A 21,184-nucleotide genomic window follows, 5' to 3' on the forward strand; every position below is an offset into this window, starting at 1 on the left:
GTTGTTGATCTTCAGTCGTTCCAACCGCTGAGGCCCGGCTGATCGGGCAGCGGGTAACAGCCGTCGGTCAGGGTGATCGGGCTGTTGTCCGGCAGCAGGCCGCTTTCCACGTAGATCGTGTTCGGCAGCGCCGCCAGCACATGGATGTGGGCGCCACCGCCGTGCGAGGCGTAGGACACGTTGAAGCCTGCGGCGAGCAGCCCGATCTCGTGACAGTCGGTGACGCCGCCGGCCCGACGCAGATCCGGCTGGACGACACCGACACCACCGCCGGCGATCAGATCGCGGAAGGCCTGTTGGCCGTACCGGTTCTCCCCGGTGGCGATCTGCAGATCGAGCTTCTCGGCCAGCCGGATGTGACCGAGCGTGTCATCGGCGGGAAGCGGTTCTTCGAGCCATCGGCAGCCGAGATCGTCGTAGGCCCGGCCGCGGCGCAATGCCTCGGCGTAGTCGAAGGCCTGGTTGGCGTCGACCATCAGGTCGGCGTCATCGCCGATCACCCGGCGGACGGCCGCGACCCGCTGCAGGTCCTCGCTCAACGGACCACCGCCGACCTTGACCTTGACACCGCGGAAGCCCTGCTCCATCGCCCGAGCACTCACCCGTTCCAGGCCGGCGACGTCGAGCTCGAGCCAGCCGACCATGGCGTAGGTCGGGATCGTCATCCGTTGGGCGCCGAGTAGCTGCCAGACCGGCACCCCGAGTGCCTTGCCCTGCAGGTCCCAGAGTGCCTGGTCGATGGCCGAGATGCCGATCGTCGAGAGGCCGGCAGTGCCCTGGTAGTCGGTCAGTCGACGCAACTTCGCCCGGATGCCTCGGATCAACACCGGATCGTCACCGATCAGCGCCGGCGTCAGCTGCTGCTCGATCAAGGTCGCCAAGATCATCGGTGAGCTCTGCTCGCGCCCGAAATAGGTACTGCTGGCGCCGGTGACGCCGGCGTCGGTGTGGATCTGCACCCGCACCTGGCCGTCCCGATCCAGCCATTGGATCGCGTCCCGGACCGGGTGTCTCTTGGGCTCGGAGGTGACGGAGACATCGACCTTGGTGATCTTCATCAGTTACCCTTCGCAGGCTGTTCAGTCGTCGACCTGATCGCACGATATTCGTTGCTGTGCAGGAGATGGTACGGCTGGTTGGCCAGCGATGCGTCGAGCCCCGGCGCGAACGTGCGGCGCCCCGACCGGTCCTGCAGCGAGAAGAAGTACATCAGCGGATAGTCGGTGTCGGTGTAGTCCTTGCCGATCACGGCGAAGAACCCGTCCTCGCTGCGCGTCATCGCGATCTGCTGCAGCCGCTGGGATTGATCGACATGCCGGTAGTGCAAGATCATCTGCTCGACATCCGGCGCAGAGCTCACGCGAATCTCCAGCTCCTGGCCACGCGCGAAGCTGTCCGGCGGTTGATGACCCAACTCCACCGGGGCCATCCGTGGCCGCACCGTGTCCAGCAGCGCCGAACGGCCGCGGTCGGCCACGCCGGCGAGTTCTGCCTCCAGCGCGGCAAGATCACGATCGATGGCCGGCACCCGATCGGCCCAGCTGCCACCTTCGTAGGGCTCCTTGCCGAACGCGATCCGGGACTGGTACACGTCCGCGCTGATCCCGCCGATCTCGGCGAAGGCGTCGCGAGCCGGTCGGTAGACGGTGATCGACGCTGCCAACTGTGACCGGTCGCCGGTCGCCCGGAACACCGCGTAGTGCACGGCCGCCCGGAACTTGCCGGCGAAGAACGTTCCCAGCCGGGAGAGGATCTGCAGATCGACGAGTGTCCTGCGGAGCTGGCTGTGGTCGCCGGTCCTGCTGCCGCTCGACGGATCCGGTTCCGTCGACGCGACGTCGAGCAAGGCGAGATGATCTTGTGCCGACCGCACCAGCCCGTCCAGCAGCTCCGCGACCTCGAGCGGCGTGTACTTGGCGGACTGCCGACCGGCCACCAGATCGTCGACGAACTCGTCGACCGACGAGAACAAGCCCGGGTCGAACGGGCTGATCCCGCCCCAATTGACCGCATCGTCGGTGTCGTGCAGCAGCAGTTCGGTGAGCAGTTCGGCCTTCTCCTGTTCGGTGTAGTCGATCAGCGCCTCACCGCGGGCCTCATCGTCCAGCTGGGCGGAGTAGGCGTAGGAGATGCCGTACTTCTCCGCCCGTGGATCGGGTTTGCGTTCGCTGATCGGCGTACCGGAATGGATCCGTGCCGAGATCGGCAGGTTGTTGTACATCTCGGGCCAGTAGAGATTGTTCGACCCGCTCGCTCCGTGTACGACGGTCACCAGTGGCAGCACCTTGCTCAACGAGTTCAGCGCGGCTTCGACCGCTGCGGCCGCTTCGCCGTAGGTGTCGGTGAGGTGCCGACGCCAGACCCGAGGGTCGGCGTCCGGATCATGCATCAACCGGCCCAGCAGCAGGTAGCCGTACTTGTACTTCTTCCAGACCGCGGTGCCCATTCTCAGCTCGGGATCGACATAGGGATCGCGATCACCGAACGCGGCGGTGTCGTCGCGCCCCTTGAACGACAACGGCTCGCACACATCCATCCCCCGCGCGCCGCCGAACGTGCTGCTCCGGCCGAACCCGGCAGCAAGATCAGGGGAACCTGCAAGCAACAGACGCTGGGTGCCGGGCCAGATCCGGAACATCAGATCTGCCTGTCGTTCCTCGGACAGGAAGTCGCCGTAGCCGTAGCGGGTGAACCGTCGGCTGAAGTTCGTGACGCCCCGCAGATCCGCTCCCGGATCGACCGGGCGGGCGGCTTCCCGATCACGGATGGACACCTGGTGATAGGGCAATCCGCAATGCTCGGCCCAGTATTTCGCCGAGATGACCGGCCGCAGACCGGGTTTGCCGGCGAGTGAGTCCAGCAGCAGTTGATCAACACCCTTGGCATGCATGTCGATCTCCAGGTCCCGCCCGGATCGGGACGCCGCGCTGAACACCTTGTCCCAGAAGATCTCGTGGCCTGCTTCGGCGATGCCACCCTCATAGTGCACCCGGAAGGTGAAGCCGTCGATGCCGGGACATTCGTCGAGCAGTTTGGCCAGACCCGCTGCCGAGTAGTCGGCGTGATTGCCTTCGTCCAGCCCGGTGATCGGGAACCGTTCCCGAGATTCCGCGCCGTAGTCGTAGGCGTGGTTCCACAGTCCGAGCTGAAAGTGGAGTCCGCGACGTTTCGTCTCCGCAGCCACGAAGCGCAACGAGTCCAGGTTGCGGCGCTGCTCCTCCGCATCGACCCCCTCGGCGGCCACCTGATAGCCGTCGACCTCGAACAGGAACGGATAGACCAGACAGAGGTAGTTGTCGGTGACGGTGTCGTGGGAGTAGTTGTACTGCATGGCGAACGCCAGGTGGAAGCGGTTGAAGCGGCTGGTGGCCAACCAGTCCAGGTATTCGGTCCAGAACCCGCGGTCGTGGAACCACTCGCTGTCCTGATCGACATTGCAGAAGTTGCGTTGGATGCCACGCACCGGTACCGCGGCGTCGTGGCGGCCGCGGCCGATCCCGTCGAGCAGATCGGCGACGGTGCCGCCCGGTTCGGCCGCATCGAGGAGATCCAGCAGGCCGTAGCTGAAGCCGCGCGGATCATCGGCCCGCAGCACCAATCGACCACTGGGGCCGGCCTCCTCGAACAGGTAGGACTCCGGCAGCCGGTCGGCGCCGACCGACGCCGCCAACTCCACGTCCGGTTCGCCCGAACTCACCTTGTCGGCGCTCATCTCGGCGACGGTGATGCCGTTCGCCGTCAGGGCGTCGGCGACCTGCTGCACCGCCCAGTCGACGGCGGGGTCGGACTGGATCGGGGACTCCGGATCGCGTCGGATGACGAGTCGCGGCGCTGATGGATCGATCTCGGGCACGACAGTTGCTCCTCGATGTTGGCACTCGTTCGGTGCGGATCAGCCCTTCAGGGCGGCCTCGACCTGCCCGCGGATCCCGGACAGCGCCTGCTGTGCGGTGATCTCGCCGGTGTAGGCCCGCTCCAGCTGGGGGCGGTACAGCGACACCGCCTCCGATGAGGCCTTGGTGTAGTTGACGATCTTGCTCTGCTCGGAGCCGGAGACCAGCAGGTCCATGTTCTTCGGGTACTTCCCCGGGCTCTTCAGCGACTCCGCGGCCTTCTTGTTGACCGGCACCGCGACTCCCGCCTCGGCCACCATCCGACCGCCGTCCTCACCGATGGCGTAGTTCAGGTACTCCCAGGCGTCGTCCTGCTTCTTGGCAGCTTCCGGGATGATGTACAACACGATGCTGCCCTGCTGATACTGGTGCACGTTGGCCGGGATCGGCGCGATCTCCCACTCGAAGTCCTTCACGTTGTCGTTGTAGTACGACACGCTGGACGAGGTGTTCAAGATCATTCCCAGCTTCCCGGCGATGAACATCCGCTCCGCTGCCTGGTCAGGCTTCAGGTCTCCCCAACTCGGCTGCACCTTGTGTTTGAGTGACAGGTCGGCGACCCATTGGACCGCCTCGACCCCCTGTGCACCGGCCAGGGTGAACTTCAGTCCGTCCTCGGAGTAGGTACCCGGTCCACCGTTGTTGCGGGACCAGATCTCCTCATAGCCGGTGTCCTGAATGATCGAGGCACCGAACTGGTCCGAGCCTTTCGTCAGGGCCTTGGCCGCAGCCAGGAAGTCGTCCCAGGTCCAGCCGTCGGCGACCCAGTCGCTGGGCGGCAGATCGACGCCGGCTTCCTGGAACATCGTCTTGTTGTAGAACAGCAGGCGTACCTGACTGGCGACGACGAGTCCGCGCTGTCCGCTGGGCAGCTTCGACCAGGTGAAGATCGGGAAGAAGTCGTCCTCCTTCAGTCCGGATTTGCTGAAGTAGGGCGCCAGGTCGGCGCCGAGCGATTTGTCGGAGACCTCGGGCAGGAAGTCGTCGTTGAGCCGCATCACGTCCGGCGGATGACCACCGGCCAACAGCGTCCGGAACCGGGTCTGATAGTCGTCGAAGCCGACGCTGGCCTGCGGCTTGACCTTGATGCCCGACTTCTTGCTGAACGCTTCCGCGATCGGGCCCTTCAGCAGATCACCGACGCTGTCGTCCCACGCCGCCGTACTGATCGAGCCGGACGCCGCTGCCGCGTCGGCGTTCACCTTGTCGTCGCCCTTGGCACAGCCGCCGAGCGCGACGGCCGAGGCTGCCAGACCCGATGTCGCCAACAGCGTTCGGCGAGTCATCGTCGAGTCACCGATTGTCATGAGATTCCTTTCCCCTACTCACTTCAGGCCGCTCGAGGCGACCCCTTGTACGAAGTACTTCTGAGCGAGTACGAACACCACGAGCACCGGAATGACCGTGATGGTCGAGGCAGCCATCAGCAGATTGGTCGTCGAGAAGTACTCGCCGGAGAACTGCGCAAGCGCGATCGGCAAGGTCTGCAGATTGGTGGAGTTGATGAAGATCAGCGGCCCGAACAGGTCGTTCCACGATTCGATGAAGGTGAAGACGGCCACCGCGGCCAGCGCCGGCTTGACCTGCGGCAGCATGATCCGGGCGAAGATCCCGAAGACGCCGACGCCGTCGATCTTGGCGGCGTCCTCCAACTCGCTGGGCAGGCTCATGAAAGCCTGCCGGAGCAGGAAGGTCCCGAAGACAGGCGTCATCACCCGCGGCACCCACAACGGCAGCTGAGTGTCCACCCACCCGATCCGTTGGAAGATGATGTATTGCGGGATGAGCAGCACGATGCCGGGGATGATCGCGGTGGCCAGCACCAGCAGGAAGGCCAGATCTCGACCGGGGAACCGCAGCCGGGCGAAGCCGTAGCCGGCCAGCGATCCGATGATCAGCACACCGACGACGTTCACCACGGCCAACTGGACCGAGTTCAGCAGGAACGGCCGGATGGCGACGAACGCCTCGGCGTAGTTGCTCCAGACGAACTTCTCGGGGATCAGCGCGAGCGTGTGCGCACTGATGTCGGCTTCGGTCTTCAGCGATGCGGAGATCATCCACACCAACGGTGTGATGAATGCGATGGCGAGAATCGCCATCAGGATCAGCCGGCCGAAGCGTGAGATGGTCAGCCCGGCGGCGACATTCGCCTTGCGTACAACGGTTCGGCTGGTAGCCGCCTGTTCAATCACGGTCATCCTCTCTGATGGCGTATCGATGGTCCGATCACCGATCAGTCGTTGTAGAACACCCACCGGCGTTGCAGCCGCCACTGGACGAAGGTGATCAGTCCGATGATCAGGAACAGGAACCAGGCCATCGCCGACGCGTAGCCGAGATCACCGAAGGTGAAGGCGTTCTGGTACAGCTGGTAGATGTAGACATTGGTTGCGGTTCCCGGACCACCCTTGGTCATCACGAAGATCAACGCGAACACCTGGAATGACGAGATGATCTGCGTGATCAGGACGAAGAACAGCTGGGGCGTCAGCAGCGGCAACGTGACTCGGAAGAACCGTTGGGCAGCGTTCGCTCCGTCGACCCGCGCCGCCTCCAGCAGACTCTCCGGGATCGCTTGCAGACCGGCGATCAGGATCACCATCGGGTAGCCGATCGCCTGCCAGGCCGACACCAGGATGACGGCCGGCATCGCCCAGTGCACATCAGTCAGCCAGGACGGTCCGGAGATCCCGAAGATCTTCAAGCCCTGATTGAGCACCCCGCTCGGGGTGAAGAACTGTGTCCATACCAGGCCGATGGCGACGATGCTGGTCACGTACGGCGTGAAGTAGGCAGTCCGGAAGATGCCGTTCCAGATCCGACCACGTCCGTTGCAGAGCACCGCGAGCAACAGCGCGACGACGACGGTCAGCGGGATCACCCCGACCACGAAGACGGCGGTGTTGCGCAGTGTCACCCAGAACTGCGGATCAGCCGCGAACATCCGACGGTAGTTCGCCAGTCCGAGGATCTTCGGTGTCGTGACGCCATCCCAGTTGGTGAAGGAAGTGAACAGCGAGACGAAGACCGGTGCCGCCTGGAAGGCGAGGATGCCCAACACCAGCGGCCCGATGAACAACCAGCCGTGCAGGGCGGCCCGGCGTCGGGCACGCTGCATCGCGGGCCGACGATCCGTGCTGGAGTCTGCCGGGACGCCCCCTGTCGCCGCGGGGTCCAGCGTGTCGGCAGCGGTGTCTGTCGTCATCCGAACTTCCTAGACGTTGAGTGCGGACTCGACCTGGCCGCGAATGTCGGACAGTGCCTTCCCGGCGGTCAGATCGCCGGCGTAGACGCGCTCCAGCTGCGGTCGGTAGAGCGCGACGGCAGCGGCGGTCGCCTTGGTCGAGTTGATGTTCTTGTTGTGCTCGGCGCCGGGCACCAGCAGCTTGATGTTCTTCGGATACTCGCCGGGACTCTTCAGCGACTCCGCCGCCTTCTTGTTCACCGGCACGGCCAGCCCGGCCTCGGCCAGCAGCGCCCCGCCCTCTTCACTGATCGCGTAGTCCAGGTACTTCCACGCGTCGTCGGGGTTCTTGGCCTTGCTCGGGATGATGTAGAGCACCACCCCGCCGGTCTGATACTGCTGCTCTTTGGCCGGGACCGGCGCGAGGTCCCATTCGAAGTCCTTCACGTTGTCCGCGTAGTAGGCGATGCTGGACGACGCAGACAAGATCATCGCTGCTCGGCCGGAGGTGAACAACCGTTCGACAGCCTGGTCAGGAAGCAGTTCGCCCCAGGCCGGCTGGACATGATGTTTGAGCGTGAGGTCGGCGACCCACTGCATCGCCTCGACACCAGGATCGTCGGCCAGGGTGAACTTCGTGCCGTCCTCGGAGAAGGTCCCGGGTCCGCCGTTGTTGCTGGGCCAGATCTCTTCGCACGCGGTGTCGGAGCTGATGATCGCCCCGTACTGATCGGTGCCTTTGGTCAGTGCCTTGGCAGCCGCCAGGAAGTCGTCCCAGGACCAGTGATCACCGGTCCAGTCCTTCGGCGGCAGCGGAACGCCTTCCTTCTCGAACAGCGTCTTGTTGTAGAACAGGCAGCGCACCTGTGTCCCGGTCACCAGCCCTCGATGGCCGCTCGGCAGCTTGGCCCAGTCGAAGATCGGGAAGAATGCGGACCGATCAAGGCCGGATTCCTTGAAGTAGGGCTCGAGATCTGTGCTCAGCTTCTTGTCGGACACCTCGACAAGAAAGTCATCGTTGAGCCGCATCACGTCCGGTGGCTGGCCGCCCGCGAGGAGCGTGCGGAATCTGGTCTGGAAGTCACCGAACGGGACGGCCGCCTGCGGTCGCAATGTTGTCTCGGACTGCTTCGCGAAGCCTTCGGCGATGGGCCCGTTCATCAGGTCGTTGATCGGGTCGTCCCAGCCGGCGCTGCTCAGGGTGCCGGCACCACCTTGAGCTTTGTTGTCCCCCTTGGCGCATCCGGCGACCGTCACCGAGGCGGCAGCCGCCGTGGCGGCGAGAAATGCGCGTCGGTTCATCGGCAGACTACGGCTTGTCATGCAGACCCCTTCTCCATGGCTCTCCTTCATGCATTGGGCAGCCAAGGAGCACAAACGGCTCGTCCGTGGCTTCCGCGATCGCACGGTACGCGGCGCCACACTGCGCCAACCCTTCCACATGTAGGAATTCCTTGCCCTCAATGCGGAAACCCTAGCAGCCGGTCCCGGCGGTTGGATACCCGTTCGACCAAACTCCCCCGCAGGTTGAGCTGAGCACTCGCCCAGCACCGCCCGAGGGTGGCAATCACGCGCCGGTCACCGCGGCACCGGCGAGTCGTTTCGGCGCCGACACCTTGTCGAGCCGGGTCCGAACCCGCTAGGTTGAATCCTGAGCTCCGCAATCAGGAGTGTATCTTTCACCATTCGGAAGTGCGTTTCTTGATGGGACCTGCGAGACAACAACAAGGGGAGACAGGCGTCCACCGATGAAGATCGAACGCATCGAGACCTACCGCCGCGATGACCGGGTCACGCTTGTCAAGGTCTACACCGACGACGGCATCGAGGGCCTCGGGCAGACGTCGGTGTTTCGCGCCGGACTGACAGCACAGGTCCTGCACGAGATGGTCGCACCCGCCTTCCTCGGCAGTGACCCCTGGGACCTGGAGGCGATCGTCGCCGACGTCGTCCGCCGTCACTACAAGTTCGCCGGCTCGTTCCTGACCCGAGCCCTCACCGGATTGGACACCGCCGTGTGGGACGTTCTCGGAAAGGCGACGGGCCAGCCCGTCCACAAACTGCTCGGCGGCTGCTACCGCAGCGAAATCGGCATGTACGCGTCCAGCATGAGTCGGACGATCACCCCGTCGGACGAGGCGGACCGGTTGGCCGCGATCGTGGCCGAGCAGGGATTCGCCGGCGTGAAGATCAGGATCGGCCAGGAGATGGGACGCGATCACGACGCCTCACCAGGCCGGACCGAGGCGATCATCCCGCAACTACGCAGCGCGCTCGGGGACGACGTGATCATCCACGCCGACGCCAACGGCGCCTTCACTCCCGGACGGGCGATCAGGGTCGGTCGGATGTTGGAGGACCAAGGCTACGGCCATTTCGAGGAACCCTGCCCGTACGCCGAGACCGACAACATCCGCCGGGTCAACGCCGCACTGGACATCCCTGTCGCCGGGGGTGAACACGACACCTCGATGGAACAGATCTACCGAATGGTGGCCGGCCGTGCCGTCGACATCATCCAACCCGACATCGGGTATCTCGGCGGCGTTTCGCGAGCTCGCCGGGTCGCCGCGCTGGCCGAGACCGCGGGTATCCCCTGCACACCGCACTGTTCCTCGCGGTCGATGATCCAGATCTTCACCCTGCACCTGGCGGCGGCGATGCCGTCGGTCTTCCAGCTGCAGGAATGGTCGATCGAACCGGATCCGCAGATGGAGGGCATCTACGCCCCGCTACCGCAAGTGCGCAACGGCGCGGTGCGGATCGATGATCGTCCCGGGTGGGGCGTCGAACTCGACCCCGCCTTCGAGAAGCAGGCCACCCTGATGACCGGCGGCAAGATCATCAGCGAGGCGGCGTGACCCGCTACGTGATCGGGTCCGTCGACGAGATCCCCCCGGGCGGTCGCAAGATCGTCACGATCGCCCGACGGTCGATCGGGATCTTCAATGTCAGGGGAAGATTCTACGCGATTCGGAATCAGTGCCCGCACGCCGGCGGCGAGCTCTGCAAGGGACCGATCTCCGGTTTCGTCAGCTCGAACGGTCCCGGCCAGTACGAATACATCATGCAAGGCGAGGTGCTCCGCTGCCCCTGGCACGGTTGGGAGTTCGAGATCGCGACCGGCCAGTCCTGGTTCGACCCGACCAGGACCCGGGTGGCCACCTACCCCGCCGACGTGCAGTCCGGACGGTGCCTGTCGGGCCGGGACGACGTCGCCTCCGCCGAAGCCGTCCGGCCGACGGGCATGCCTGCGGACGCCGGACTTGCCCCGGGCCCCTACCGCACCGAGATGTACCAGGTCGAAGTCGATCACGACTTCGTCGTCGTTCACCTGTGAAGTCCGTCAAGACCGAACCAGCCTCATTCATCGCCCACCCATCCACCACCGAACGATCGGAGACGAGAGCGTGGCCATCACGCAGACTGCCCCGGCCGGCACGTATCGACGTCCCGAACAGTGGCCGTCCACCGATCTGATCGACTGCGACGTCCGGATTCAACCAGCGACGTTCACGGCGCTGTTTCCCTATCTCAGTGAGCATTGGCGGGCCTACATCACCGAATCCGGGATGGCTGCGCCGACCTCCAACCTGTTCCCACCGCACCCGTCGACCTTCGTACCGGGATCGACGCCGACCGGCGGTCCACCGGGGTCCGACCTGACGACGCTGCAAGATCAACTGCTCGACCCGTGGCGGACCACGCGAGCGATCATCAACTGCAGCTACGCCGTCGACGTACTGCACAACCCGGATCTGGCGGCCGCGCTGGCCACGGCGTTGAACCAATGGCAGCTGACGGAATGGCTCCAGCGGGACCAGCGGCTGCGCGGTTCGGCGGTGTTGCCGGTGCAGAGTCCCGACCTGGCCGCGGCCGAGATCGAACGAATCGCCGAGCACGAAGCGTTCATCCAGGTCGTGTTGCCGGCCCGTGCCCGGGAGCCGCTGGGTCGGCGGGGCTGGTGGCCGATCTACCGCGCCGCGCACGAGCACGGGTTGGTCGTCGCGGTCCAGTCCGGCGGACTGCCGGGGCTGCCGCCGACACCCGTCGGCTGGCCGTCCACCTTCCTGGAGGACTACGTCGGGCTGATCGAAGCCTTCCAAGCACAGCTGGTGAGTCTGGTCTGCGAGGGGGTGTTCGAGGAGTTCCCGGATCTTCGGGTCGCCTTCCTGGACAGCGGTTTCAGTTGGCTGCCGTCACTGTTGTGGCGGTTGGACAAGAACTGGAAGGGGCTGCGCCGCGAGGTTCCCTGGGTTCGCAGCTACCCGTCGGAGATCGTCGCAGAGCACTTCGCGCTCAGTGTCCAACCGGTCGACGCACCGCAGCAACACCAGCAGCTGCTCGAGGTGATCGACCAGCTTCCCGCCGAACACCTGTTGCTGTTTGCCAGCGAGTATCCGTACGCCCCGTTCACCGACCCGGCGGCGTCCGTCCCGCGCGGGCTGTCGGAGGAATCGCTGACCGGACTGCTCGGCGGCAACGCCGCTCGTTTCTATCGGCTCGACAGGAGAACGCCGTGACGAATCTGGCCACTCGCCCACACCGCCCGCACCGGTCACGGACGGGCCAAATGATCATCGACTGCGACATCCACAACGAACTGTCCCCCGACTCATTGGACCGGTTCCTGCCGCAGCGATGGCTAGATCATCGACGGCGCTTCGGCTCCCGCACCCACACCGGTTCGGCCTATCCCAAGGGTGCCCCGCACGCCGCCCGAGCCGACGCATGGCCACCGTCCGGGCTGGCTCCCGGTGCCGACCTGGACTTCATGCGCGAGCAGCATCTCGACCCGCTGAACGTCGAGTACGGCGTCCTGAACTGCCTCAGCCCCGCCGGTACGCAACTCAACGCCGACTATTCGGCCGCGCTCTGCCGAGCCACCAACGACTGGCAGATCGCCGAATGGTTGGACAAGGAGCCGCGACTGCGGGCCGGCATCGTCGTCCCGTACGAACATCCGGACCTCGCCGCCGAGGAGATCGACCGGGTCGCTGATCATCCGGGCTTCATCCAGGTGCTGTTGATCGCGCGGACGGCTGAACCCTTGGGCCGCCGCAAGTACTGGCCGATCTTTCAGGCGGCAGAGCGACACAAGCTGCCGGTCGGCGTCCATTTCGGAGGCGGCGCTCGCGGCGTGCCGATCACCGCGACCGGCTGGCCGTCGTACTACCTCGAGGATCACACCGACATGTCACAGGCCTTCCAGGCGCACGTGATCAGTCTGGTGCTGGACGGCGTCTTCGAGCGTTTCCCCGGCTTGCGGATCGCCCTGATCGAGGGTGGGTTCGCCTGGCTGCCGCCACTCGCGTGGCGGCTTGACGCGCAGTGGCAGCGCTACGCCGACGAGGTCCCGCAGCTCACCCGGAGGCCGTCGGACTACATTCATGATCATCTGTGGGTGACCACCCAGCCGATCGAGGAACCGCACCGCCCCCGGGACCTGCTGACGGTGTTCGAACACCTCGGCGGGGTGGACCGGGTGATGTTCTCCACCGACTACCCGCACTGGGACTTCGACTCCCCCACCCGTGCGTTCGGCGTGCCGCTGCCCGCGGCGGATGCGGCAGCGATCTACACCGAGAACGCGCGCTCGCTCTACGGCCTGACCTGAACGACGACCGCACCGAACGAAAGGAAAACCTGTGACGACGACGAATCCGTCGCTTGCTGCCGACGAGCCGTGGTATCGACGGACCTACCGCTGGGGACAGACCAATCTCACCGAGAACGACCCCGAGCGCTACGACGACAACTGGTGGCGCAAGCACTGGCGTGACACTGCGGTTCAGGGTGTGATCATCAACGCCGGCGGTATCGTTGCGTACTACCCGTCGAAGCTGCCGTTGCACCATCGCGCCGAGGCCCTCGGCGATCGCGACCTCTACGGTGAGATCGTCACCAGTGCCCGCGACGAGGGGCTGACGGTGGTGGCCAGGATGGACTCCAATCGGGTCGCCGAGGACTTCTTCGCCGCCCACCCGGACTGGATCTGCCGGGACAAGGACCAGAATCCGATCAAGGCGGCGGACAAGTACATCACCTGCGTCAATTCTCCGTACTACAGCGACTACCTGCCGCAGGTGCTGACCGAGATCATCGAGCGCAGTCAGCCGGACGGCTTCGCCGACAACAGTTGGGCCGGCCTGCCGCGCTCATCGATCTGCTACTGCCAGCACTGTGCCGACCTGTTCCAGCAGACCTCGGGACTGACGCTGCCGACCGAGCACGACTGGACCTCCGAGAACTACCGGGCCTGGGTGCGCTGGAACTATCAACGCCGCACCGACATCTGGGATCTGAACAACAAGGTCACCACCTCCGCCGGTGGCCCGGACTGCCTGTGGTTCGGCATGCTCAGCGGCGAGGTGCTCAACAACTCGCAACGCTTCATCGACCTGCGGGCGATTCTGCAGCGGTCAGAGTTGATCATGCTCGACCATCAACGGCGTAACGCCGCCGACGGCTTCGAGCACAACACCGAGGCCGGCCGCCGACTGCACGAGCTGCTCGGCTGGGACAAGTTGATCCCGGAGAGCACACCGCAGTATCAGAATGCCGAACCGTCCTTCCGCGTCGGCTCGATGCCCGAGGCCGAGGTACGACTCTGGGCGACGGCGGGCTTCGCCGGTGGTATCCAGCCATGGTGGCACCACATCGGTTCCCAGCACGACGACCGTCGTCAGTACCGCTACGCCAGGGCGTTGTTCGGCTGGCATCGGGACAACCTCGACGTCTTGGTCGACCGGACACCGGTCGCCGACGTCGGCGTCGTCTGGTCGCAGCAGAACAACGACTTCGGCGGTCGCGACCAGGCCCGGACGATCACCCACGATCCGTATCGCGGCGTCGTCCGCGCGTTGAACACCGCCGGCGTCGGCTACCTGCCGGTCCACGTCGATGATCTTGAGACGGCCCGGGATCGCTTCAGCGTCCTGGTGCTGCCGAATCTGATGGTGCTGTCCGACGCTCAACTTGCGGCGATCACGGCCTTCGCCGAGGCAGGTGGTTCGGTGATCGCAACCGGGGAGACGAGCCGACTCGACGGCGACGGTGCGCGGCGGACGTCGCTCGGACTCGGTGACCTGTTCGGCATCGAGTTCACCGAGGACGCCCACGGTGCGCGGGGAATGGCCGACATCAACATCGAGGTGCACGAACGGCACAGTTACCTGCGGCTGGCACCGGAGCTGCGGGCCGGCGTCGACGGGCCGGCCGATCAGTCGGCGCCGGCACCCGACGGCAGTCGCCATCCGGTGCTCGCCCGTCTGGACGAGACCGATCTGCTGCCGTTCGGGGGCTATCTGCCGGTCGCCGAGGTCAGCGGTAGCGATCTGGAGGTGCTCGCCACCTTCGTGCCGGACTTCCCGATCTTTCCCCCGGAGACCTCCTGGATGCGCACCCCTCGGACCGACGTGCCGGCGGTGCTCGCCGGCCGGCACCGGGCAGGGGGCCGCCTGGTCTGGCTGCTGGCCGATCTTGATCGTGGCTTCGCCCACGATGAACAGCCCGACCACGCCACGGTGATCGCCAATGCCGTCCGGTGGGCGATCGGCGGCCGGCCGAGCTGCCAGATCGACGGCCACGGGTTGGTGAACGGGTCGCTGTTCCGTCAGCAGGGACGCACCATTCTGCACCTGACGAACCGGGTGATGACCTCGAAGGTCCCGGGTCGGGAGCCCTACGTGGTACCGGTGGGTCCGGTCGGGGTCCGGATCCGCAACGACGACGAGGTCGCCCCGCGAATCAGCTTGCGGGTCGGCGGCGGAGAGATCGCCGGATCGGTCGACGACGGCTACCTGTCCTTCACGGTGGACCGGGTTCATGATCACGAAGTCGTGATCATCGAGCACGTCTGACCACCGATGTCATGATCATCAGCAGCCCGACCCGGCATCGGCCGGGTCGGGCCGCCGGTCACTGAGGGCGTGTCGCTTTATTCGGGTGGGAGCGAGCAGGTGCGCGGTCGAGTGCCTCGGCGTGGCCGGCGAGGGAGGCATATCGGGATATGTCGACCGAGTCCGGCCGCGGCGAGGTGCCGACCGCGTGCCGCGCAGCCCCGCACGAATAAAGAGACACACCCTCGTGTCCTGTCAGGTTGATCCGGTGCGGATAGTCGGTGGTTGAAGTGGTGAGCTGCAAGGCGGAGGAGGTGCGCATGCCGGGTGTATGTAAGCCGACGACAACGCAGCAGATCGCCGCTTCAAGCGCCGAATATTCGTGGCGGATCAACCTGACATGACACTAGCGCAGGCCCAGCTCGTCCAGCGCGGCACCGGCCCCGCTGAGGTTGTCCAGGAACATCTCGGAGTACTTGCGGCTCAGCACGACGCCGTCGGCGCCGCCACCGAACGCGGCCAGTACGGCCTGTTTGACCGCCTCGGGTGTGCTCCTGGTCAGATCGTCACCGGTCGAGGTGTCGGTGTTCAGTGCAGTGCCGGTGCGCATCCCCGGCACACTCTCGAAACGCTTGGCACGATCGGCCGCGGCGGCCGGCGTGAAGCCGACCGGGATGTCGATGTCGATGCCCGGGTAGATCTTGGTCCCGGCCGGCACCGATGCCTGGGCCCGCTCGGTCTCCCGCCGCACGTAGTCGCTGCTGAAGCCCACCTGCGGCAATTCCTCCAGCGGAGCCTCGTCGTAGTTCAGCAGACCCTGCAGGAACCCGTACACCTGGTCGATCGCGACGTCGGCGAACAGCGTCGTGCCGATCGAGTGCACCCAGTGATGGAATCGCGGCCCGGCGCAGTTGTTGTAGGCCACCACCTTGATGAAGTCGCTGAGCTTGCCGAGCTCGGCGTAGTCCTGGTCGGCCCGATAGAACGGGCTGAACGAGATGTCGTGGAAGACGTGCCAGCCGACCTCCAGATTGCGATTCGACGCCTTGGCCACACCGTAGATGTCACGGTAGAGCCGGCGCTGGCTCTCGGTCCACAGATTCTGCCAGGCCAGCACCTCGGGGAAACGCAACAGGATCCGCCAGAAGGAGCTGAACGCGCCGTCGGCGTGCCGGACGCCGGACTGCAGTTTGGTGTTCCACTCCAGCAACTCGGTGTATCCGCGGATGGCCCGGTCCGCGTCGATTCCGCGATCGCGGGCAATGGCGCGGCAGTGCCGGCAGAAGCAGGTCAGGCCCGCCGACGAGATCGGTCCGGCAAGACACGCGTTCAACGGTCCGGGTCGTTCGGAGCACCAGGCCAGCCCATCGAGGTCGTAGCTCTTGACGTAGTCCTCGACGATGCCCAGGTGCCAGTTGCGGTAGTCCGGATTGTTGAAGCAGGGACGCGACGACGGGATCTGGTGGACGTCGACCTCCATCGACTTCGGCATGTTGGGGATGTCGCGGACCGCCTGGATGTAGCTGCTCTCCTCCATCCACGCATACGACGCCATCCCGCGCTTCTTGGCCTCGCCGATGACGTCGCCCAACAGATCGAAGTCGGGATGCTCGGGATTCTTCGGGACCGGCGGGATGTCGGTACCGCCGTAGAACTCCGGATGGGTCACCGCGTAGTTCCCACCGATGTAGTCATGATCGTAGGCCTGCACACCGTGATCGGGGATCGGGTGCCCCGGCACCGCTCGGCCGCCCGTTCCTCGGGTCCAGGTCGGTGTCGCCAGGAACAGGGCATTCACCCCGGCCCTGGCCTGCACCTCGGTGAGGACCCGATCGATTCCCTCGTCGACGAACGAGACCGCACCCACCTGGATCGCGATCAGCTTGTCTTCGGCCACAAGAACTCCTCTGAAGAGTGCCACCTGCTGTCGAGTTCGACCCTATCGATTGATTCTGCACTACGACATTGCACATCCAGATAACGGAATTACTGTCGTCATGACTAATGCCGAGCCCTGTATGAGCCTTCGAATATTTTCGTAGTACGGAATCTACTTCTCAAATCGTAGAAGTTCTACTAGAGTGGCGCCAAGATCGCCACGACCGATCCACGTCGTTGCAAGGGAGAATGGGACATGACGAAGCCGTTGTCGGCCAGCGCCACCACCGAGTCGATTCGCACCGGCCGGTTGACGGTGGACCGAGAGCTCCACGAGTTCGTGGTGACCGAGCTGCTGCCCGCTGCCGGGCTCGATGCGGCGCAGTTCTGGGCCGACTTCGAACGCCTGATCGATGACCTGACTCCCGACAATCGTTCGCTGCTCGCCGTTCGCGATCGGCTGCAGCAGCAGCTCGACCGGTGGCATGACGATCGACACGGCCTCGGCGACGCTGCGGCGTACGAATCCTTCCTCCGCGAGATCGGTTACCTGGTGGAGACACCGGACGCCCCGATCATCACCACCAGCAATGTCGACGCGGAGTTGGCCGAACTCGCCGGGCCGCAACTGGTCGTCCCGATCTCGAACGCCCGCTTCGCACTGAACGCCGCGAATGCCCGCTGGGGATCGTTGTACGACGCCTTGTACGGCAGCGACGTCATCGACGAGGCCCACGGCGCCGAGCGCACCGCCGACTACAACCCCGTTCGCGGAGCTCGGGTGATCGACTACGTACGCGAGGTGCTGGATCGCAGCATCCCGCTGGCGAACCGATCCCATGCCGACGCTCGGAGCTACCGGCTCGGCGCGGCGGGCCTCGAGATCGCGTTCGCCGACGGCACGGTCGACGGTCTCGCTGATCCCGCGCAGTTCCGTGGCTGGTCCGGAACGCCGGCGAGTCCGCGCGAGCTCGTGTTCAGTCGGCACGGCCTGCACGTGATCATCACGTTCGATGCCGACACCCAGGTCGGTTCGTCCGACCCGGCACACATCTCCGACGTCCGCGTCGAAGCTGCCGTTTCCACGATCATCGATTTCGAGGACTCGGTGGCGGCTGTCGACGCCGAGGACAAGGTCGCCGCCTATCGCAACTGGCTCGGCCTGAACCGCGGAGACCTGTCCGCGCCGGTGACCAAGGCCGGTGTCACGTTCGAGCGCCGATTGCACGACGACCTGCATTTCACCGCCCCCGACGGGCACGACCTGGTGCTGCCCGGGCGATCGCTGCTGCTGGTCCGCAACGTGGGTCACCTGATGACGACCGAGGCGGTCGTGCATGACGACCTCGGCGCGATCCCGGAGGGGATCCTGGACGCGGTGATGACGAGCCTGGCCGCACTGCCGGGGCTCGCCGAAGATCATCGATACCGGAACAGTCGGACCGGATCGATCTACATCGTCAAGCCGAAGATGCACGGCCCGGACGAGGTCGCCTTCGCCGACCGACTGTTCGCCCGGGTGGAGGATCTGATCGGCCTCGATCGCAACACGATCAAGATGGGCGTGATGGACGAGGAACGGCGGACGTCGGTCAATCTGGCGGCCTGCCTGAACAGCGCCGCCGACCGGATCGTCTTCATCAACACCGGTTTCCTCGACCGGACCGGTGACGAGATCCACACCTCGCTGCATGCCGGTCCGATGGTCCGCAAGGCGGACATGAAGAAGCAACCGTGGATCGGAGCATACGAGGACTCCAACGTGGACATCGGGCTCGCCACCGGCCTGAACGAACGCGGGCAGATCGGCAAGGGCATGTGGGCGATGCCCGACCTGATGGCCGACATGACTCGGCAGAAGATCGAGCATCCCCGGGCCGGCGCCAGTACGGCGTGGGTGCCGTCGCCGACCGCGGCCGTGCTGCACGCCCTGCACTATCACGCCGTGGATGTCCGGCAACGCCAGAAGGAGTTGGCCGGCCACCAGCGGACGACCCTGAGTGAGCTGCTCACCATTCCGGTCCTGGACGACGTGCAGAACCTGTCGCAGCAGGACCGTGATCGGGAACTGGCCAACAACGCGCAGTCGATCCTCGGCTATGTCGTCCGCTGGATCGATCAGGGCGTCGGATGTTCCAAGGTTCCCGACATCGACGACGTCGCCCTGATGGAGGACCGCGCGACGCTTCGGATCTCCAGCCAACTGCTGGCGAACTGGCTGCATCACGGGTTGATCAGCGAGGACCAGGTCCGCAGCACCTTCGCCCGGATGGCCGTTGTGGTCGATCGGCAGAACGCCGACGACCCGGCGTACCGCCCGATGGCGGCGGACCCGGAGAACAACATCGCCTTCCAGGCTGCCGTCGACCTGGTGCTGTTGGGCGGCGCCCAGCCCAACGGCTACACCGAGCCGATCCTGCATCAGCGCCGCGCGGCGTACAAGGCCGGCAACCGTTGATCACCTGATCAGCGTCGGACACCCCGCCGAGCCAGCCACGAGTCGGTCAGGATCTCGGTCAGTTCGACCCGATCGAGGCGATCCAGCCAAGCCCACACCGAAGGTCGGCGACCCCTCGTGCGCAACGCCGGCCCGTGCTCCGTCCAAGGAGGGTGCGAGCTCCTCGCCGTCCTGCCAGCTCGTCATGTCACCCCTCCAGCTGCGAGCTCGTGGTCATCGGCCGGTGAGCTCGTGCCGTAGCAGCGAGAAGTCGGACTCACCGATGGTGAACACACCGAACCGGAAGCGGTAGCCCCACCGGGACTTGTCCTCGATGAAGTCCAGCCGATCGATCAGGGGTCGGATCGGCACCTCGACACACGTCTCGAAGGCGACGTTGCGTCGCCAGGGATGGAATTCCGGCGTCATCTCGGCCTGATAGGGCCCGTCGTCGCTGATCTGCCCGAGTGCGGTGAACGCCTGCAGCGGTTTGCCGTCGGGATAGTCGGTCTTCGGTGAGTAGAAGACGATCCAGTCGCCGCGTTCCATCTTGCGCAGCATCCAGGGTTTGCCGTGGTTGGCCTGGGTGAACCCGCCCTCGACCCCACGGCGGACGTGGTCCCGGCTGACGGTGTTGACCCAGTACGTACTCATGCCCCGACAATAGGTCCACCGGCCGACATTCGGGGTTCCGTTCTTGATCATCTGCTGAATAGGCTGGTGCAGCGTGGATGCCCAAGATCACCGTACGGCCGAAAGCCTCGCCCCGACCGAACTGGTCGACTCGCCCCCGGTGCTGATGGCACCCCGTTCTGACGGGATCGAGGTCGTCTGGTCCGTCACGGCCCCTTCCCGCGGCTGGGTGGAATGGCTTCCGGGCAGCATCGATCCCGACACGGCCCGAGCAGTCGAACGGCGAGTGGTCGACCTGGACCGCTACGGCTTCGTGCCACAGGGATCCCGGGTGATCCGGGTCCGGATCGACGGCTGGGATCCTGGCGCCGACTACACGATCCGCACAGTCACCGAGGCGGCCGCGGACGGTCACCGGCAGGCGTCGGACTGGAAGCAGGTCCGCACCCTGGATCCGTCGGCGGACAGCACCTCGTTCGTGGTCTGGAACGACACCCATCAACGGTCGGAGACACTGCAGCGGCTGGACGACGCCTCGCCGCAGGCCGACTTCTGGGTGTGGAACGGCGACATCTGCAACAACTGGAACGACCCGGAGGAGATCGCGCCGACGGTGCTGGCGCCGGCCGGGCGCGATGTCACCGCCGGCCGGCCGCTCAGTTTCGTCTGGGGCAATCATGATGTCCGCGGCCCGTGGGCCTATCGGCTGTCCGAGGTGATCGCGACCCCGGACGACCGACCGTACTATGCGCTGCGCAGCGGACCGGTCGCGGCGATCTTCCTGAACACCGGCGAGGACAAGCCCGATGACCATCCGACCTTCGGCGGCCGACCCGCGTTCGAACAGCTCCGCCGGGTCCAGGCCGACTGGCTGGCCGAACAGATCACCCGGCCCGGCTTCGTCGACGCGCCGTATCGGGTCGTGTTCTGCCACCTGCCGCTGCGCTGGGTCGACGAGCCGGTGTTGACCGAGGCCGACTACGCCGGCGGCGACTGGGATCACTACAGCCGGGTCAGCCGCGACCTGTGGGATCCACACCTGCGTGCCTGGGGTGCTCAGGTGGTGATCTCGGGACACACCCATCGGTCGACCTGGATCCCCGCCGACGACGACTTCCCCTACGCCCAGCTCACCGGCGGCGGGCCGGAGGGTTGGGCAGCGACCTGGATCGAGGGCGATGCCGATGCCGAACGGTTCACCCTGATCGCGCGCCGGCTGGACGGCTCGGTGCTGCACGAGGCTTCGTTCACGCCTGCCGGGTCGGTTCCGTCGATCCGGTAGGGCCTACTCCGCGGATCGGCCGGCCGGTCAGGT

General features: G+C 65.6%; 15 protein-coding genes. 7 read left to right on the top strand and 8 right to left on the bottom strand.

Annotated elements, in window-relative coordinates; genetic code table 11:
- Window positions 1-11: 11 nt before the first annotated feature.
- From BLU38_RS06455 to BLU38_RS06480, 6 genes are read right to left on the bottom strand one after another with little or no spacing between them, the layout of a single operon-like run.
- Window positions 12-1,058 carry a mandelate racemase/muconate lactonizing enzyme family protein gene (locus BLU38_RS06455; RefSeq protein WP_091521654.1) on the bottom strand — a complete coding sequence of 349 codons (1,047 nt, stop codon included), beginning with the start codon at window positions 1,056-1,058 and terminating at the stop codon, window positions 12-14.
- Complete coding sequence (locus BLU38_RS06460; protein WP_091521658.1) at window positions 1,058-3,853, bottom strand: hypothetical protein; 2,796 nt, start codon at window positions 3,851-3,853, stop codon at window positions 1,058-1,060. Before BLU38_RS06460 ends, BLU38_RS06455 begins: the two co-directional genes overlap by 1 nt.
- Window positions 3,854-3,892: 39 nt before the next feature.
- Window positions 3,893-5,200 carry an ABC transporter substrate-binding protein gene (locus tag BLU38_RS06465; RefSeq protein WP_091521661.1) on the bottom strand — a complete coding sequence of 436 codons (1,308 nt, stop codon included), beginning with the start codon at window positions 5,198-5,200 and terminating at the stop codon, window positions 3,893-3,895.
- 18 nt (window positions 5,201-5,218) lie between these two features.
- Window positions 5,219-6,088 (bottom strand): carbohydrate ABC transporter permease, encoded by an 870-nt coding sequence (locus BLU38_RS06470; protein ID WP_231920204.1) that lies wholly within the window; start codon window positions 6,086-6,088, stop codon window positions 5,219-5,221.
- A 41-nt stretch (window positions 6,089-6,129) separates the two neighbouring features.
- Window positions 6,130-7,101 (bottom strand): carbohydrate ABC transporter permease, encoded by a 972-nt coding sequence (locus BLU38_RS06475; protein ID WP_231920205.1) that lies wholly within the window; start codon window positions 7,099-7,101, stop codon window positions 6,130-6,132.
- A 9-nt stretch (window positions 7,102-7,110) separates the two neighbouring features.
- Complete coding sequence (locus BLU38_RS06480; RefSeq protein ID WP_157683249.1) at window positions 7,111-8,403, bottom strand: ABC transporter substrate-binding protein; 1,293 nt, start codon at window positions 8,401-8,403, stop codon at window positions 7,111-7,113.
- A 347-nt stretch (window positions 8,404-8,750) separates the two neighbouring features.
- Here BLU38_RS06480 and BLU38_RS06485 point away from each other — a divergent pair, with 347 nt between their 5' ends.
- The 5 genes from BLU38_RS06485 (at window position 8,751) to BLU38_RS06505 (ending at window position 14,942) form a co-directional block, all read left to right on the top strand.
- Window positions 8,751-9,941: a mandelate racemase/muconate lactonizing enzyme family protein gene (locus BLU38_RS06485; RefSeq protein WP_269458159.1), complete on the top strand. Its 1,191-nt coding sequence runs from the start codon at window positions 8,751-8,753 to the stop codon at window positions 9,939-9,941.
- Entirely contained in the window at window positions 9,938-10,420 is a 483-nt protein-coding gene (locus BLU38_RS06490) for a Rieske (2Fe-2S) protein (protein ID WP_091521680.1), read from the top strand. Before BLU38_RS06485 ends, BLU38_RS06490 begins: the two co-directional genes overlap by 4 nt.
- A gap of 70 nt (window positions 10,421-10,490) precedes the next feature.
- The gene (locus BLU38_RS06495) at window positions 10,491-11,603 is read left to right on the top strand and encodes an amidohydrolase family protein (RefSeq protein ID WP_091521684.1); all 1,113 of its coding nucleotides are present in this window, start codon (window positions 10,491-10,493) and stop codon (window positions 11,601-11,603) included.
- Window positions 11,604-11,653: 50 nt separating this feature from the next.
- Complete coding sequence (locus BLU38_RS06500) at window positions 11,654-12,697, top strand: amidohydrolase family protein (protein WP_091521687.1); 1,044 nt, start codon at window positions 11,654-11,656, stop codon at window positions 12,695-12,697.
- Window positions 12,698-12,728: 31 nt separating this feature from the next.
- A complete protein-coding gene (locus BLU38_RS06505) occupies window positions 12,729-14,942 on the top strand; it encodes an alpha-amylase family protein (RefSeq protein ID WP_091521692.1) in 2,214 nt (737 codons plus the stop codon).
- A gap of 385 nt (window positions 14,943-15,327) precedes the next feature.
- Here the strand turns inward: BLU38_RS06505 and BLU38_RS06510 are convergent, their stop codons facing one another.
- Window positions 15,328-16,818 (bottom strand): hypothetical protein, encoded by a 1,491-nt coding sequence (locus BLU38_RS06510; RefSeq protein WP_091521695.1) that lies wholly within the window; start codon window positions 16,816-16,818, stop codon window positions 15,328-15,330.
- 237 nt (window positions 16,819-17,055) lie between these two features.
- On the opposite strand from BLU38_RS06510, the gene BLU38_RS06515 reads away from it, so the two are divergent.
- Window positions 17,056-19,257: a malate synthase G gene (locus tag BLU38_RS06515; RefSeq protein ID WP_091521697.1), complete on the top strand. Its 2,202-nt coding sequence runs from the start codon at window positions 17,056-17,058 to the stop codon at window positions 19,255-19,257.
- Window positions 19,258-19,470: 213 nt separating this feature from the next.
- Here the strand turns inward: BLU38_RS06515 and BLU38_RS06520 are convergent, their stop codons facing one another.
- The gene (locus tag BLU38_RS06520) at window positions 19,471-19,890 is read right to left on the bottom strand and encodes an EVE domain-containing protein (protein ID WP_091521703.1); all 420 of its coding nucleotides are present in this window, start codon (window positions 19,888-19,890) and stop codon (window positions 19,471-19,473) included.
- Between the two features lie 73 nt (window positions 19,891-19,963).
- On the opposite strand from BLU38_RS06520, the gene BLU38_RS06525 reads away from it, so the two are divergent.
- On the top strand, window positions 19,964-21,151 hold the full coding sequence (locus BLU38_RS06525) for a metallophosphoesterase family protein (RefSeq protein ID WP_091521706.1): 1,188 nt from the start codon (window positions 19,964-19,966) through the stop codon (window positions 21,149-21,151).
- The last annotated feature ends 33 nt before the right edge of the window (window positions 21,152-21,184 follow it).

Source organism: Microlunatus soli (assembly GCF_900105385.1).
In the GTDB taxonomy this organism is placed as follows: Bacteria; Actinomycetota; Actinomycetes; order Propionibacteriales; family Propionibacteriaceae; genus Microlunatus; species Microlunatus soli.